The organism is Roseovarius spongiae (genome assembly GCF_003651245.1).
In the GTDB taxonomy this organism is placed as follows: domain Bacteria; phylum Pseudomonadota; class Alphaproteobacteria; order Rhodobacterales; family Rhodobacteraceae; genus Roseovarius; species Roseovarius spongiae.
On sequence record NZ_RAPE01000001.1, the window covers coordinates 1,356,797 to 1,371,903 of the forward strand.

At 60.0% G+C, this 15,107-nt stretch carries 13 protein-coding genes, 1 tRNA gene and 3 pseudogenes; 4 read left to right on the plus strand and 13 right to left on the minus strand.

Features of this window, described 5'->3' with window-relative positions; all coding sequences use genetic code 11:
* Window positions 1–189 precede the first annotated feature (189 nt).
* From D6850_RS06345 to D6850_RS06360, 4 genes and pseudogenes are all read right to left on the minus strand, one after another.
* Window positions 190–897: pseudogene (locus D6850_RS06345) on the minus strand (IS6 family transposase).
* Complete coding sequence (locus D6850_RS19920) at window positions 894–1,061, minus strand: hypothetical protein (protein ID WP_425452360.1); 168 nt, start codon at window positions 1,059–1,061, stop codon at window positions 894–896. The pseudogene D6850_RS06345 and the gene D6850_RS19920 overlap by 4 nt, the downstream one beginning before the upstream one ends.
* Before the next feature lie 146 nt (window positions 1,062–1,207).
* A complete protein-coding gene (locus D6850_RS06355) occupies window positions 1,208–1,942 on the minus strand; it encodes an acetoacetate decarboxylase family protein (protein ID WP_121164830.1) in 735 nt (244 codons plus the stop codon).
* Between the two features lie 45 nt (window positions 1,943–1,987).
* A complete protein-coding gene (locus D6850_RS06360) occupies window positions 1,988–2,551 on the minus strand; it encodes a MarR family winged helix-turn-helix transcriptional regulator (protein WP_121164832.1) in 564 nt (187 codons plus the stop codon).
* A gap of 134 nt (window positions 2,552–2,685) precedes the next feature.
* Between D6850_RS06360 and D6850_RS06365 the strand changes: the two genes are divergently transcribed.
* Complete coding sequence (locus tag D6850_RS06365; RefSeq protein WP_121164834.1) at window positions 2,686–3,438, plus strand: SDR family NAD(P)-dependent oxidoreductase; 753 nt, start codon at window positions 2,686–2,688, stop codon at window positions 3,436–3,438.
* A 2-nt stretch (window positions 3,439–3,440) separates the two neighbouring features.
* Here D6850_RS06365 and D6850_RS06370 read toward each other — a convergent pair whose 3' ends face one another.
* The 4 genes from D6850_RS06370 to D6850_RS06385 form a co-directional block, all read right to left on the minus strand.
* Window positions 3,441–4,181, minus strand: a complete 741-nt coding sequence (locus D6850_RS06370; RefSeq protein WP_121164836.1) for an amino acid ABC transporter ATP-binding protein — start codon at window positions 4,179–4,181, stop codon at window positions 3,441–3,443.
* 14 nt (window positions 4,182–4,195) lie between these two features.
* Window positions 4,196–5,284 carry an amino acid ABC transporter permease gene (locus D6850_RS06375; protein ID WP_206019206.1) on the minus strand — a complete coding sequence of 363 codons (1,089 nt, stop codon included), beginning with the start codon at window positions 5,282–5,284 and terminating at the stop codon, window positions 4,196–4,198.
* 4 nt (window positions 5,285–5,288) lie between these two features.
* The gene (locus D6850_RS06380) at window positions 5,289–6,455 is read right to left on the minus strand and encodes an ABC transporter permease subunit (RefSeq protein ID WP_121164838.1); all 1,167 of its coding nucleotides are present in this window, start codon (window positions 6,453–6,455) and stop codon (window positions 5,289–5,291) included.
* A gap of 93 nt (window positions 6,456–6,548) precedes the next feature.
* Complete coding sequence (locus D6850_RS06385; protein WP_121164840.1) at window positions 6,549–7,586, minus strand: transporter substrate-binding domain-containing protein; 1,038 nt, start codon at window positions 7,584–7,586, stop codon at window positions 6,549–6,551.
* A gap of 454 nt (window positions 7,587–8,040) precedes the next feature.
* Here D6850_RS06385 and D6850_RS06390 point away from each other — a divergent pair, with 454 nt between their 5' ends.
* A complete protein-coding gene (locus tag D6850_RS06390; RefSeq protein ID WP_166434006.1) occupies window positions 8,041–8,727 on the plus strand; it encodes an acetoacetate decarboxylase family protein in 687 nt (228 codons plus the stop codon).
* A 41-nt stretch (window positions 8,728–8,768) separates the two neighbouring features.
* Window positions 8,769–9,530 carry an SDR family NAD(P)-dependent oxidoreductase gene (locus D6850_RS06395; RefSeq protein WP_121164844.1) on the plus strand — a complete coding sequence of 254 codons (762 nt, stop codon included), beginning with the start codon at window positions 8,769–8,771 and terminating at the stop codon, window positions 9,528–9,530.
* Window positions 9,531–9,551: 21 nt separating this feature from the next.
* Here D6850_RS06395 and D6850_RS06400 read toward each other — a convergent pair whose 3' ends face one another.
* Both D6850_RS06400 and D6850_RS06405 read right to left on the minus strand, forming a co-directional pair.
* A complete protein-coding gene (locus tag D6850_RS06400) occupies window positions 9,552–10,130 on the minus strand; it encodes a helix-turn-helix domain-containing protein (RefSeq protein WP_121164846.1) in 579 nt (192 codons plus the stop codon).
* A gap of 669 nt (window positions 10,131–10,799) precedes the next feature.
* Window positions 10,800–11,499: pseudogene (locus D6850_RS06405) on the minus strand (IS6 family transposase).
* Between the two features lie 452 nt (window positions 11,500–11,951).
* Between D6850_RS06405 and D6850_RS19925 the strand changes: the two are divergent.
* Window positions 11,952–12,128 (plus strand): annotated as a pseudogene (locus D6850_RS19925) (tyrosine-type recombinase/integrase); the annotation flags it as partial.
* Window positions 12,129–12,221: 93 nt separating this feature from the next.
* Here D6850_RS19925 and D6850_RS06420 read toward each other — a convergent pair.
* From D6850_RS06420 to D6850_RS06430, 3 genes are all read right to left on the minus strand, one after another.
* Window positions 12,222–12,311, minus strand: a tRNA-Ser gene (locus D6850_RS06420).
* A gap of 518 nt (window positions 12,312–12,829) precedes the next feature.
* Complete coding sequence (locus D6850_RS06425; RefSeq protein WP_121164851.1) at window positions 12,830–14,044, minus strand: M24 family metallopeptidase; 1,215 nt, start codon at window positions 14,042–14,044, stop codon at window positions 12,830–12,832.
* A 111-nt stretch (window positions 14,045–14,155) separates the two neighbouring features.
* Window positions 14,156–15,049 carry a LysR substrate-binding domain-containing protein gene (locus tag D6850_RS06430; protein ID WP_121165172.1) on the minus strand — a complete coding sequence of 298 codons (894 nt, stop codon included), beginning with the start codon at window positions 15,047–15,049 and terminating at the stop codon, window positions 14,156–14,158.
* Window positions 15,050–15,107: the final 58 nt, after the last annotated feature.

Below are 15,107 nucleotides of genomic sequence, written 5' to 3' on the forward strand. Positions count from 1 at the left end.
TTAAGGCCTGAGGCTCGGTCGCAATTATGTCTCCGAACCGACACCAGAAGCGAGATGACCAGAGCGAGGAAGACCTGTAGGCCCTGTCTTCAGATCAACCGAATGTTGCAGTTTTTTCGACCTGATCGCTACCAGCGGTGGTGTCAGACAGATTCGAACTCGTCTCAGCTCGGACAGTCTGGCTGACCCTTATGCCGTGCCGAGTTGGCGCCACTCGGCGAGAGCAGCGGCGCGGTTTCGCTTGAAATTTTGTCTGCTGTAGAGGCTGCGCTCCGCGTTAAACAGATTGTGGATTGAGGAGTGGACGGCGGCGAATTTCTGCAAACTTCGCATGCGCCGGAAGCGGGACATGGCGCGCTCTTTTCGTCGAAACGGCAGGTGTGAGTTTTCTATTGGGTTGTTCAGCCAGCGCCCTGTCTGCTGCCGATCCGCGTTCCCGATTTCTTTCATCGCCGCGCCGTAGGAGCGCAGGTTGTCGGTGACGATGCGGTCCGGCTTGCCGTAGCGCTTCATCAATTTCCTGAGGAATTTCAATGCGGCCTTGCGATCGCGACGTTTCGTGACAAAGGCATCAAGAACCTCGCCTTCGTGATCGACAGCGCGCCACATGTAGTGGGTCTCGCCGTTGATCTTCACGAAAACCTCGTCGAGGTGCCATTGCCAGCTCGAATAGGATCGCATCCGCTGGATCCTGGCTTTGCGGATCTCAGAGGCGAACAGCGGGCCAAACCGCATCCACCAAAAACGGACGGACCCATGGCTGACGTCAATGCCGCGCTCGTGCAGGAGGTCTTAAACATTCCGCAATGAAAGCGGGAAACGCACATACATCATCACCGCAAGGCGGATGATTGCACGGCTCGTTCGAAAATATCGGAAAGGGTTGGGCTTACTCATTCAGGCAGGGTAGGGGGCGGCAAGGTCGGCCGCAAGCTCATCCCTCTGACACTTCCATCCTCGACGTTGCGGAGCGATAAAGGGAACCTGACGTAGAGCATGACCGCCAATCTGATGATCTCCCGGCGGGTCTTGAAATACTTGAATGGATCGCTGTTGGCCATGGCGGTAGGGTAGGGCGCATAACAGCCCGCCTCAAGCCAAGGTTCCTTTGACAGGACCCTTCCTCAAAATCGGTGGCATGGGGTGACCGCCGAAGGTGGACCGGAGCGGCGCACCAACGGTTGCCGGTCCGTTTGCCGCGCGCGTGTCAGAGTGTTCTGACCAGCTTGCCCCAGCCATTCTGCTCGGTGGCGTAGAAATCGCCGATGACGAGCATCGCGCCGATCACCTCGTGATCGGCAAACTCGCCAAGCGGATCGGTCGGCAGGCTTGCAAGCTCTACCTTGGCGGTGCCGAGTTTCCGTGTCTTGAGCTGGAAATCGGCCGAGGTGTCGCGCCGGATGATACGGCGCGACAGAACCTCGCCGGCCGGCCCCGGCTGGGTGTGCACGTTGAAATGGGGGGCAAGCGGGGGCATGTCGAAACTGTTTTCCGTCGAGAAATCGGCCGAGATCGACAGAATGGTCGTGCCCTTGCGCAGGATGCTGGCCTCGACCCGGTCGCCATCCACGGTCATGGCGATCTCACCATATTTCTTCGGATAGCCCCACAGGTCCCGTCCGGCGGCGATGGCCGCGTCGTCATCCTCGTACTCGAACAGATAGGTGGCACCGGTTTCGCCGTCGCAGGTGACCGGGATCACGATGCCGGCATCCATGTATTTCGCCTTGTCGCAGTTGAGGAAATCCGAGGCATAGGCCACGAAAGTTTCGCCTGTCGGCTCGAACGGGGTCGGTTCGAGATAGCGGTGCAGCAGGTCCGGGTCCGTGCGGCAGAGCACCGCAACCGTCGCGTTGTCGGGGCATTCGTAAGGCACGAACGGGTCCGGGATCAGCGGCGCCTGCACGGGCATGTTGTTGCCGTTGGTGATGTGGTGGGTCATTGAGGTCTCCTTTTTCGGTTTGGGGTCAGGGCGCCGGAAGGTCGCTCAGTAGAGGTCGGACCACGACTCGTGCGCATTCATCAGCTTAGTCAGAAGCCGGTCGAGCGTGTCCTTCTCACGGTTGGTCAGGCTCGACAGCATTTGCGTTTCCCGGTCGACGAACATCCGGCGGGTCTCTTCGTAAAGGTCGTGACCGGCGGGTTTGAGAGAGAGAATATCTACGCGCGCATCGTTGGGGTCATCCCTGACTTCGATTAGGTCGCGTTCCTGAAGCCGCGATATCGCGCGGCTGACGCTGTTTTTCGGCCGCCCCATCACGAGGCAGATGTCACGCGGGGAGAGCTCTTCGAAATGGGCGAGACAGAACAACGTGTTCAGCTCGTCCCGAAGCAGCCGGAACCGTTTCTGAATAACAGCGTAGATCGGGCCGTTGAAGAAGTTGGCGAAGATACTCATTCGATAGGCATTCTTGGCCACGCCCGGTGAGGACATGAGAGGCACGAGAAGTTCGAGAAAGCGGTCTTCGTTTCCGGCATTGCCGGGCTGCCCGGTTGTCCCGGATTTGCTTTTTGAAGCGGTCTGACGTGATGATCGTTTCGTCGCGGCCATGGCGGGTCCCGTTTTTGAAGCTCCTGCCCCCGGAGTGAAGTTTTCTGGACGGCTTACGTTATTGGCGTAGGGGCAGATTGACAAATGGATTGCGAGGTTTCAAGTTCCAAATGGAACTAATAATGGAGCCTTGAATGAGCCAGTTCGACGCATCCGGCCCGGTGCTCGTTACCGGGGCCGCGTCGGACATCGGGCGGGCAGTGGCGGTGAAATTTGCAGCCTGCGGCCACTCGCTGATCCTGTTCGACCGCGATGCCGCTGGGCTGGAGCGGACCGCCGACACACTGTGCCGGGACGGCGGCGAGGTGCTGCCGGTTGCCGGGAATGTCACCAGCGAAACCGATGTCGGGGCGGCCATCCGGCAGAGTGTCGAAACATATGGGTTTCTGTCGTCCATCATCTGTTCGGCGGGCGTCGCGCAATCGGGCGATGTTAGGCAGATGAGCATGGTGGACTGGCACCGGATCATCGCGGTCAATCTGACCGGGGTCTTCGTCGCGGCGCGTCTTGGCCTGGACACGCTGGCGGTGCAAGGCGCGGGGAGTTTCGTGGCCATCGCGTTGCGCGGCTCGCGCGGGTATGCCGCCTATTGCGCATCGAAGCACGGGGTGGTCGGGTTCGTGCGGGCGCTGGCGCTCGACATGGCCGGGCAGGGGGTGCGCTGCAACGTGGTCTGCCCCTCCTTCGTGGAGACGCCGATGGCGGATGGGTTGCTGAGCGAGGGGGCGCTGGACCGAACCTTCTACGAACAGCGCAGCCCGATGGGTCGGTTCGCACGACCCGAGGAAATTGCCGAAACGGTTCATTTTCTCTCCTCCCCTTCTGCAAGTTACATCAATGGTGCCGTTCTCAGTATCGACGGAGGCACGACCTCCGGCACGTTTTAGGCCTAGCGGTCGAGGATCTTCTCGAGGAAGGCGCGGGTGCGGTCGTGTTTAGGCGCGTCGAAGAATTCGGCGGGAGGCGCCTGTTCGACGATCTCGCCGTCGCTCATGAACACGACCCGGTCAGCCACCTGGCGGGCGAAGCCCATTTCGTGGGTGGCACAGAGCATCGTCATGCCGCCCTCTGCCAGTTCGCGCATGACTTCCAGGACCTCGTTGATCATTTCCGGGTCGAGCGCCGAGGTCGGTTCGTCGAAGAGCATCACCTCGGGTTCCATGCAGAGGGCGCGGGCGATGGCCACGCGCTGTTGCTGACCGCCGGAGAGTTCGCCGGGATAGTCGCCGGCTTTTTCGGGGATACGGACCCGTTCGAGATAGGCCATCGCCTTTTCCTCGGCCTCAGCGCGCGGCGTCTTGCGCACAAGCATCGGTGCCAGCGTCAGGTTTTCGAGCACGGTAAGGTGCGGGAATAGGTTGAAATGCTGGAAGACCATGCCGACCTCGCGGCGTATCCTGTCGATATGGGACAGGTCGTCATCGAGCTGCGTGCCGAGCACGTTGATCGTGCCCCGCTGGTGTTCCTCCAGCCGGTTGATGCACCGGATGAGCGTGGACTTGCCCGAGCCCGAGGGGCCGCAAATGACGATCCGTTCGCCCTTGTCGACCTGCAGGCCGATGTTCTTGAGGACGTGAAAGTTGCCGAAATACTTGTCCATCGAGCTTATACGGATTGCTGCATCTGCCATGGAATGCCGCCTTTCTAATGTTGTCCGACCCGCATCCGGCGCTCGAGATAGGCGCCATAGAGCGAGAGAGAGAAGACAAAAACGAAGTAGATGAGGGCCACGAAGATATAGACCTCGACATACGCGAAGGACCATTCGCCGGTGCCGTAGGCGGCGTTGCCCGAGGCCAGCACGTCGAAGAAACCGATGATGACGATCAGCGAGGTTTCTTTGAAGGTGATGACGAACTGGTTGATCGTGGTGGGGAGCGCATTGCGGAAAGCCTGTGGCAGGGTGATGCGCGTGACCCTGTGGAAATAGCCCATACCGAGCGCCTTGGCGGCTTCGTCCTGGCCTGAGGGGATGGCCTGGATGCCGCTGCGGATCACCTCGGCCTGGTAGGCCGCGAAGAAGAGGGCAAAGCCGAAGACGACCCGCCAGATCTTGTCGCCTTGCAGCCAGCCGGGAAGCACGAAAGGCAGGATCAGGGCCGCGGTGAATAGGATCGTCACGAGCGGCAGGGAACGCACGCCGTCGATGATCACCGCCATTGTCCGGGAAATCACCGGCAGGGTGGAGCGGCGCATCATCGCGAAGCAGATCGCCATCGGCATGCCGATGAGGATGCCGGCGGCGAAGAAGAACACGGTCAGCGTGAGTCCACCCCATTCGCTGGGCTCGATCACGCTGAGGCCGAAGATGCCGCCGCGCATCAGCAGGTAGAAGGCCGCGAACCCGACGATCCAGAGAAGGGACAGGCGCAGAACGGTCCAGAAGGCGGGGACGCAGGAGAGGATGGCCGTCACCACGAGAACGACGAGCGCGATGCTTGAGCGCCACTGTTCCTCGTACGGGAAGAGGCCAAAGATGATGAGGCGCCAGCGGGCCTCGATCACCGCCCAGCAGGCCCCTTCGACCCCGTGGCAGACCGAGGCGTCGCCTTCGGGCGCCGACCATACCGCGCTGAAGATCGTCCAATCGAGAAGGGGGATGAGGACGTAGGCCGCCACGACAACGCTGGCCACGGTGATCACCACGTCGAGCGGTGTGCGGAAGAACCGTTTGCGCAGGCGTTTGCCTAGGGCGCGTTGCGGCGGGAGGCTGTCGGCTATGGTCGTCTGCAAGGCGTCAGCTCCGTGTTTGGTTGCCCTTCAGCTCGATCGCTTTGTTGATGCGGTTGAGCACGAAGGAGATCGCGTTGTTCATGATCAGGAACGCCATCATCAGGATGCCGATGAGTTCCAGCGTCTGGCCGCTTTGGGTGATCGAGATAGACACGGTGTAGAAGAGGTCGGAATAGCCCACCGCGATGCCCAGCGTTGTGGCCTTGAAGAGCCAGACATACTGGTTAGTCAGCGTCGGCAGGATCGCCCGGATCGCGAGCGGAAGGCGCACGCGGCGGAAGATTTGCCCTTGCGAGAGGCCGAGGGCGCGGCCCGCCTCTGTCTGGCCCTTGGGGACGGAGTTGAAGCCGGCGCGCAGGATTTCGGAGATGTAGGCGCCGCCATAGAGCGCGATGGCGATGGCCAGCGCCGACAGTTCCGGCGGGACGGTCAGGCCGCCGCGGAAGTTGAGGCCGCGGAGTTCGGGCAGGGAGAAGAGGCCGCCTTCGAGGCGCCCGGTCGCCATGAGGATCAGTGCACAGAGTACGGCGGCAGCGAGGACGGTGCGGCGGGCGTTGCGGGTCTTACGGCTGGGCACTGCCCGGACGTCGCGGCGCCGGATGATCATTGCGGCGACGAGCCCCGCCAGGATGACGCCTACGGCGCCGAGCGCATAGGCGACGCCGACATTCAGGACCGGCAGGAAGATCCCCCGGGATGTCAGGAAGACGTGGGGTACGGCCTCGAGCGCTTGGCGCGGGGGCGGCAGGTGGGTCATCACCGAGTACCAGAACAGGGCCTGCAGGATGAGTGGCACGTTCCGGAAGATCTCGACATATGTTCTTGAAATGGCGTTGAGCGAACCGTTCTCGGATAGTCGCATCATGGCGACCATAAGGCCGGTCAGGCTTGCCGCGACGATGCCGATCACTCCCAGAAGGATCGTATTGGCCGTGCCCACCAGAAGCAGGCGGCCGTAGGAGGCGTTCGGGTCGTAATCGATGATCGAGAAGCCGATGTTGAAGCCGGTGCTGCGCTCGAGAAAGCCGAAACCCGAACTCATGCCCTGCTGGGTGATGCTTTCATGGGCGATCATCAGGCCCGAGCCGATCATGCCGATGAGCGCGGCGAGAAAGGCAGCCTGAAGAAAGGCGCGGACGAACTTTCGGTTGCGTAAGAGGCGTAGGACCACTGGGGACGCTCCGGTTTAACGGGCGGAATGAGATGGCGAGGGCGTGCCGGGTCGGAGAGCCGTGCCGACCCGGCGCCTGTTCGCTTGGTTGTGTCAGTCGATGACGAGCGAGTAGTTGATGCCGCCGTCACGCATCAGCGCATTGGCGCCGCGATCGAGCTTGTAGACGGTATCCTCGCCGAGATTGGCATCCCAGATTTCGGCGTAGTTGCCGTGACGCTTGATCACGTTGTAGGCCCAGTCGTCCTCCAGCCCGAGAACCGTGCCGATGCCGGGCGTTTCGCCCAGAAGCTTGGCGATTTGTGGCGAGGGCGGATCGGCTTTCATGTCGTCGACGTTTTCGCTGGTGATACCGCGCTCCTCGGCGAAGATCAGGGTGTTGATGACCCAGTTCGCGATGTCGACCCAGTTGTCGTCACCCTGGCGCATGGCGACGCCGAGCGGTTCAGCCGTGACCGGGCCCGGCACGATGGCGTAGTCATCCGGGTTTTCGGCGGTCTGGGACCGGAACACGGCAAGCTGAAGATCCCAGTCGATGATCGCGTCGCAGCGGCCGCTCATGAAGGCGGCTTTCATCTCTTCCGTCTTTTCGAAGGGGACCATTTTGACTTCATAGCCCATTGAGGCAGCGTGGGCGACGGCATAGCGCTCGTAGGTCGTGCCGGCTTCGACGCAGAGCGTGCCGCCATCGAGTTCCGTCGGCGATTGCAGCCCAAGGTCGGCATGGGTCATGTAGTTGACCGAGCCCAGCATGTAGGGGCGGCTGAATTGCAGGCCGATCTCGGTGTCTCGGCCGAGGGTCCACCCGGTGGCCTTGATCACGAGATCGACATCGCCCGATTGCACGGCGGGCCAGCGTTGTGCCCAGCTCAGAGGCAGGATGTCGAGATGGCCTTCCTCGGTGCCGAAGATGGCGGTCGCGAATACCTTGCACAGAGTGACGTCGAAGCCCTTCCAGTTGCCCTGGTCGTCGAGTTCGGCCAGCCCGGGATAGGAACCGTTATGGCCGGTGCAGTTGAGCTTGCCGCGGTCTTTCACGGATTGCAGGGTGTCGCCATTCTGGGCTTGCGCCGCGGGGGCGCAAAGAGCCGCGGCCATGGCCGCACAGGTCATCAGGTTGAAGAATTTCATTTCACCTCTCCGGTTGGTTCAGTTGGGATTTAGGATTTTTATTGGACCGTCGCGATGCTTGCTTTGGCCTTGTGGTCTGGTCGCTTGTTGCGGCCTCGGCATCGGTCTCCTTGGTTTTCGAATCATGGCCATCGTTGTTGAGCATCACAAAGATGATTTCACAAATCAAGTTCCTAATGGAACTAATTTGTTATGAGTGATTTCCGGGAATGGGTAGGTTTTTCCTAGCCTAAATCTTGAGATGATCAGGCAAAAAGGCCCCGGAATTGGCATGAGTTCGTTAAAAATAAATAGGTTTATCAATATCGTGTATAAATGCACTGGCGATCAGGGGAATTCGGGTTCCGGGTGCGCTAAGGGCGGTTGACAGTCCTCGAAAGTATTGTTCATTTAAATGAACAGCTGCACGAAATTAAGAGGATGCGTGATGACTCGCCCGTTTTCTACGCCGCACGTGGCGCCACTCTACAAGGCACTGCCCTACCAGTATCTGGGCGTTCGCAAGATCAGCGCGTATTGCCGTTGCGACCCCGACGCATTGCGGGCATTTCTGCCCGATGAATTCGAGCTTCTTGGCGATGTCTGCGAGGTATTTCAACTGGAGGCACCGGATGCCGGGCCGTTGGGCCATTACAGCGAATCCGGGGTCGTGATTCCGATGACGTTCGACGGGACACCCGGCGCGCATGTGGCGCTGGAATATGTCTCGTCCGACGATTCGCTGGCGGCCGGGCGGGAGATCTGGGGCTATCCGAAGAAAATGGCGGAGGTTCCGTTTCGCAGCCTCGAGAACGGTGGCTTCGAATCCTCGACGATTCGGCGCGGGACCACGATCATCAGCATGAAATTCACCCCCGGCGGGGACGCATTCGAGAAACCGGTCATGCAACCGCGGTTCCAGATCAAGACATTCGCGACGGCTGATGGCACCGGATGGGATCTTTACCAGGTTATCCGGAACGATCTGGCGAATGTCGAGGTCAGGGACCACCAGTTCGGGACCGTGGAGTTGGAGCTCAAGGGCAGCGATGACGACCCGCTTGACCGATTGGGGGTTGAGTCGGTGATCGGTGCGGAGTCGACCCTGATCGACTTCCTGCTTCAGGGCGGACGGATATTGAAATCGCTCGATGCGGCGTGACCCGGCGGGCCTGAAACACGGCAGATGAAGGACGTTTTCCAATGCATATCGATCTGACCGGCCGTACCGCCCTGGTCACCGGAGCCGCCGGGGGGCTGGGGGTGCAGCAGGTTCTTGCACTGGCCGGGGCGCGCGCGCATGTAGTGGCCACCGACCGAAACGAGGCGCAGATTGTCGCCGCGCTTGGCAAGGCGGGCAAGGTGGCCGACATTACGGCGCGGGTGCTTGACGTGACTGACGCCGATGAGAACGAGGCGCTGGTGCAGGAGCTGGCGACCGCCGGGCGTGGGATCGATATCCTGGTCAACAATGCCGGGATTTCGATTCCCGGATCGGTTTTGGACTACCCCGAGGACAGTTTCGACCGAACCTTGTCGGTCAATCTGCGCGGGCTTTACCTGTTGAGCCAGACCGTGGCCCGTTCGATGGTGGCGCGGGGTACGGGCGGGGCGATCGTGAACCTTGCGTCGATCGGCGGGATGATCGTCGACGGGCCGGTGTCATCGGCCTATGACGCCACGAAGGCCGCCGTAATCCAGCTTACAAAGAACTTCGCGGTCGAACTGGCCCATACGGGTATTCGGGTCAACGCGGTGGCGCCGGGGTATATCGCCACCGAAATGACGCGCCGCTATCTGGAGAACCCGGATTACTTGGCGGATCTTCTGAAGCACAAGATTCCGATGGGCCGCGTCGGCCTGCCGGAAGAGGTGGCGCAGGCGATCGTTTTCCTTGCCTCACCCGCGGCGGCCTACATTACCGGGCATACGCTCAACGTCGATGGCGGGTGGGTTGCAATCTGATTTCGGCGCAGAGCGGACGGGTCACTGCGCGGAATATTGCATCGTCAGCAGGGCCCGCGCTGCGCCGCCCCGGCACCAGTAGCTATGGGGTTCGCCCCCGGGAATCGAGATGGTTTGCCCCAGCTCCAGATCCGTCGGCGCGTCGGTCGGGCCGGCGGTCAGCCGCCCTTCCAGCAATTGCAGGTATTCGATGCCGTCGTGCAGCGCAGAAACGATCGGGTCGGACGTGCTGGGGATGGTGACCTCGTAGAACTCCCACACGCAGGGGGCGGGGGGGCCTTCGCTTCGCGTGCTGCGCAGGAAGCGCATGCTCATTTGCGGGCCCGACAGTCGTTTGAGGGCGTCGTAGCCGAGGCGGCTTTCGGGGTCGATGAGCGCGCTCGGGGTGGTCGAGAGCGGACCCGACAACGCCGCAAGCGTCATGATTGTGGGATTGCCGCCCCCCGCTTCGAGGATCGAGATCGTCCCCTTGGCTACGCCGGAAAGTTCCGACAGGCGCGCGAGGGATAAGTTGGCATGCTGACGCAGGCGCCGTAGCCTTTGGCCGACCTCGGCCGGGAAATCGTTTTCGGGTTTGTTCGGGCCGCCGGTGTACACCATGGGTCGGCTCTCCTGCTGACCGTGTTTGCCGAGGTTCTTAATTCTTTCGCGGGGGCTTGGAAACCGGGGCGGCGGGCCTGATCGGCTGCCGTCCTGCAGATTATCCGCTGCCAGTCGATTCACGGGGTATGGATCGAGAACAAACCCCTAGCCTCAATTAGTTTATCGTCAGTTTCCAGATTTTTTTACTACATTTCCATCAGACCCGGTTGTGTGTCCCATGTTCTTGCAGATAGGACGGAGCTGTCATGTGTGACGTATATGGACCCTGCTTGATTGCAACGGTCTGGTTAGGTCTGGCTTGGCGAACACGATTGCTGACGTATATCCGTTTTCAGAGCGTCCCGATACTTCGTCGCCGCGAGCCCCGATGGATTTCCGCGCGCTTCTCCCTCATCGGCTCCAAGGCATAGGCATTGGCCTTGCCGGTCCACACATCAGGTTCAAGAAGCAACGGGTCGTATCCCTTCACCATCTCCTGGCAGGTTGCTGCAATATTCTGGGGAAAGTCCTCGTCGTCCTGGTTGTTTCGCTGCTGGCGTCAGCTGGGCGGCCGAGCGATATGACTCGCCTCGTGACATCGCCATAAGGGTCATATCATGGCAACCGATTGCCGGGTGCTTCCAGACGAATTCGAACCAGTCTCAGCAAGGGCGGGGTAGCTGTCCCTTATGCCATGCAAAGACCGCGCCACTCGGCGAGCGCGGCGGCGCGGTTCAGCTTGAAATTTGATCTTGAGTAGAGGCTGCGCCCCGAGTCGAACAGATTGTAGACCGAGGCGTGGACGGCGGCGAATTTCTGCAAACTTCGCAATCGCCGGAAGCGCAACATCGCCCGCTCACGCCTTCGGAACAACAGATGCGAATTCTCGGCGCGATTGTTCAGCCAGCGCCCGGTTTCCTGTCGATCGGCATTGCCGATCTCCTTCAACGCGGCGCCGTACGAACGCAGTCGGTCTGTGACAATCACTTCCGGGCGCCCGTGCTTGCGCATTGCTTTCTTTAAGAATTTCAGTGCCGCCTTCTTGTCGCGGGTTTTAGTCACGAAGCTCTCTAGGATTTCACCTTCGTGATCCACTGCTCGCCAGAGGTAGTGTCTCTCGCCGTTCGTCTTCACGAACATCTGGTCCAAGTGCCAGCGCCAGCGGCTGGATTTCATTCCGGAAACTCGGCGCTTTTTGATCTCCGCCGCGAAGAGGGGTCCGAACCGATGCCACCAATACCGCACCGCTTCGTGGCTGACATCGATGCCTTATTCATAAAGCAGGTCCTCGACGTTTCGCAATGACAGCGGAAACCGCACATACAACGGCCAGGCGGACGATTTCACGGCTGGTTTTGAAATACTTGAATGGATCGCGTTTTGTCATCCGGGCAGGGTAGGGCGGCGTCGAATGCGCCTCAACCCGGTTTCCTCTGACAATGCCCCCGGTGGTCATCGTGAAGCCGCTCAAGGTGCGGTCCAAGGGCTTTCATACATGGTCAGAGGAGGAAATCCAGATGTTCTACGCGAAGCACAAGTTCGGCACAGTGGCGCATACGGCGATGACGCTGATGCTTTACACGGGGGCGGCAAGGGCTGATGTGGTCAAGCTTGGACGAGGTAATGTCGATGGAGATCGGATCAGATACAGACGCCAAAAAAACGGCGGACAATGGGGGTGTTCTCATCGACATCCCCATACATCCGCAGCTGCGACTCGTCTTGGACGCCCTCCCGAAAGACACGTTCACGTTCCTCGAGACCCGACATGGAAAAAGCCGCTCACCGAATGGACTCGGGAACATGATGCGCAAATAGTGCGACCAAGCAGGGCTACCAGAAAGCACCTCGCACGGCCTAAGGAAAGCGATTGCCAGGCGCTTGGCCGAAGCGGGTGCACCACCCCAAGAGATCATGGCCGTGACCGCTCACGCGACGCCTGCGGAAGTGACCCGCTACACACGCGATGCAAATCGTCCTAACATGGCAGACGGAGCCATGACGCGTTTGAAGTAGAACGCCGCACGAACAAAACCTTGGCGAACCTATGGAAAAGGTTAGCCAGAAAAACCACCAAACCCCTGTAACAAAAGGAGAAAAAAATGTGGGTGGCGGAGACGATGGGATTCGAACCCACGAGACCCTTCCGGGCCTACTCCCTTAGCAGGGGAGCGCCTTCGACCACTCGGCCACGTCTCCGCTGACGCGTATAGCCAAGCAAACACAGGGATTACAAGGCGAAATTGGCTTTGTGCGAAAAAACCCTCCTGCGCGCAAAAGCGGGCTCAGATGGCGCCGACAGGCATGGAAGGGCGTCCGGTTTTGGCGCCAAATTCGGGCGATCTTCTGTCCAGCGAAAGCGCCCGCGCACGCAAGCGGGTTTTGAGACGGCATAGAACTAACGCTTTATTGAGCCCGCGACCGTCATTGCCGGCCAGGCTCGCACGATCCGATCTCCTTCCCGCTCGGCTCGAAACCGCTTCCGTATCCGTTGAAACGGGGAGGCCGATTCAGTTGGTTCGCGCGGCGATTGGTAGAGAGGAGCGGGAAGGGGACTTTCGCTGCAGGCGCTTGAGAACGGACATCCAGAGCATGTTTGGCCCGATCGGCGCAGTTTGCACCGGCGGCAGCAGTGCGCAGATGGGGTGTTTGAAGAGCGAGAAAGACCAGCACCGCGATGCTGGCCTTTCGACGGTCAGGCTGACGAGGAGGGGGCGTCAGTTCTTGATGACGTTGTGTTCGGGGCCGAAGGGAAAACCCGTGATGTTCTTCGCGTTGTCCTCACCGATGACGAGAATGTCATGCTCTCGATAGCCGCCGGCGCCGGGGTTGCCTTCGGGGATCATGACCATCGGCTCCATCGAGACCACCATGCCCGGCTCCAGCACCGTGTCGATATCCTCGCGCAGCTCCACGCCGGCCTCGCGGCCGTAATAATGGCTCAGAACGCCAAAGCTGTGACCGTAACCGAATGAGCGATACTTGAGCAGATCCCATTCGCGATACATCTCGTTCAGCTCGATCGCGACGTCCATGCACCGCGCGCCGGGCTTGAGCAACTCCAGCCCGCGCTCGTGGACCTTGACGTTCTTTTCCCAGATATCGAGGCTGGCATCATCCACGTGATCGCAGAACATCGTCCGCTCGAGAGCGGTGTAATAGCCGAAGATCATCGGAAAGGTATTGAGGCTCAGGATATCGCCCGACTGCACGATCCGGTTCGTCACCGGGTTATGCGCGCCATCGGTGTTTATGCCCGACTGAAACCACGTCCAAGTGTCCATCAGTTCAACGAACGGGAATGATTTCGCGATCTCGCGGATCATCGCGTTGGTGCCGGCGATGGCGACCTCATGTTCGGGCGCCCCGGCCTTGACCGCGCCGGCCACGGCCCAGCCGCCGACGTCGCAGATACGCGCGCCTTCCGTGATCAGCTCGATCTCTTCGGCGGACTTGATGGTGCGCATCCACATGGACGGCTTGCCGACGTCGACAAATTCGACATCCGGCAAGGCGTCCTGCAACAGCTGACGATATTCGAGCGACACGTGATCGAATTCGATCCCGATGCGTTTGGCCCCCGGGGTCAGCTGCTGGACGGCGCGATAGAAATTGTCGCGGCGCCAGTCCGTATAGGTGACATTGTTGCCAAAGCTCCGGCGCCACGGCTGACCGCCATCAATGCCTGCAGAGATCGTGGTCGCGTTCTTCTGGTCGATGACCATGCCGTATTTGCGGCCGAAATAGCAGTAGAGCCAGCCACTGTAATAGTTGATGCAATGATATGAGGTGAACAGCGACGCATCGACATCGTTCTTACCCATCCATTCTCGCAACTCATTCTGCCGACGGGCCATTTCGCTATCGGAGAACGGCGAGTATTCCTTGTCGCCGTTGTGCCATTCCATGACGTGAAGCATGTCGTCCAGCATTGGAAATCCTCTCTGCAGGTGCTTGTCTGCACAGGGTTACCAGCAAGGTGTGAGTAAGAGAAATTAATTGGAATGATTTATGCATTAACAACGCAAATTATGATGTTTCGGCTATTTGCGATGGGTGAGGGTCGTGGACCGGAAGGATTCTACGCCGTGGGTGATCTGCTCGATAAGTTTCAGTGCGGCATCCGACATCTTGATATGCTTGTAGAACAGGCCGACATGAACGTTGGCCAGTCGCGCGAACCCTTCCTTTGGCGACAGGATGCGCATGCCTGGCAGCAAGGTTTTCTTGGTCAGCGCCGTCACGCCCATCCCCGCCACGACAGCGTGCTGAAGGGCCGAAATTCCCGGGGTCTCGAAGGAGACGTGCCAGTCGCGCCCATCGGCATTCAGCGCGTCGATCATTCTCTTGCGGTAAAAACATCCGTCGGGATGGGCGATGAGCTTGATCGGGCTGTCGGGATCGATCCGGTAGTTGCGTCCGCAGACCCAGACAGGATGCTCGGACCAATAGAGCGAGACATAGGGCGCCGGCATCACATCGGTGATCGCGATGACCATGTCGAGATCGTCAACGTGGAGAGAGGCCAGCAGATCACTGCTTCGATTGCAGCGAATATCCAGCAGAACCTGCGGGTTGGCGTGGGCGAACTCGACAATGATGCTTTGGAAATATTCGATGGAATAGTCGATCGGCAAACCGATACGCAGGGTGCCGAGCAGTTTCGCGCGCTGAAGGTTGGCGATGGCGCGGTCATTCAGGCGCAGGATTTCGCGCGCATATCCCAGCAGGGTCTGCCCATCTGCGGTCAGTTCGATCTTCTTGCCGCGGTGCGACAAGAGCTGAACGCCCGTCAGTTCTTCGAGCCGCTTCACCTGCAGGGAAATCGCCGGTTGCGTCCGTCCTAGGGCGACGCCCGTCTCGGTGAAGTTGCGCAGATCGACCACCGTCACGAATGTCCGCAACAGATCGGTCTGCAGATTGGTGAAGCGTTTCATCATTAGGATCCCTTATGTCGTCATTGCTACTATGAATTATGCGTATGCTGCAAGGCGG

Bases quoted from the DNA above. Each gene is read 5' to 3' on its own strand.
- D6850_RS06395 (WP_121164844.1), top strand. From the start codon at position 8,769: ATGCATATCGATCTGACCGGCCGTACCGCCCTGGTCACCGGAGCCGCC.
- D6850_RS06365 (WP_121164834.1), top strand. From the start codon at position 2,686: ATGAGCCAGTTCGACGCATCCGGCCCGGTGCTCGTTACCGGGGCCGCG.
- D6850_RS06355 (WP_121164830.1), bottom strand. From the start codon at position 1,942: ATGACCCACCACATCACCAACGGCAACAACATGCCCGTGCAGGCGCCG.
- D6850_RS06400 (WP_121164846.1), bottom strand. From the start codon at position 10,130: ATGGTGTACACCGGCGGCCCGAACAAACCCGAAAACGATTTCCCGGCC.
- D6850_RS19920 (WP_425452360.1), bottom strand. From the start codon at position 1,061: ATGGCCAACAGCGATCCATTCAAGTATTTCAAGACCCGCCGGGAGATC.
- D6850_RS06370 (WP_121164836.1), bottom strand. From the start codon at position 4,181: ATGGCAGATGCAGCAATCCGTATAAGCTCGATGGACAAGTATTTCGGC.
- D6850_RS06385 (WP_121164840.1), bottom strand. From the start codon at position 7,586: ATGAAATTCTTCAACCTGATGACCTGTGCGGCCATGGCCGCGGCTCTT.
- D6850_RS06425 (WP_121164851.1), bottom strand. From the start codon at position 14,044: ATGCTGGACGACATGCTTCACGTCATGGAATGGCACAACGGCGACAAG.
- D6850_RS06430 (WP_121165172.1), bottom strand. From the start codon at position 15,049: ATGAAACGCTTCACCAATCTGCAGACCGATCTGTTGCGGACATTCGTG.
- D6850_RS06360 (WP_121164832.1), bottom strand. From the start codon at position 2,551: ATGGCCGCGACGAAACGATCATCACGTCAGACCGCTTCAAAAAGCAAA.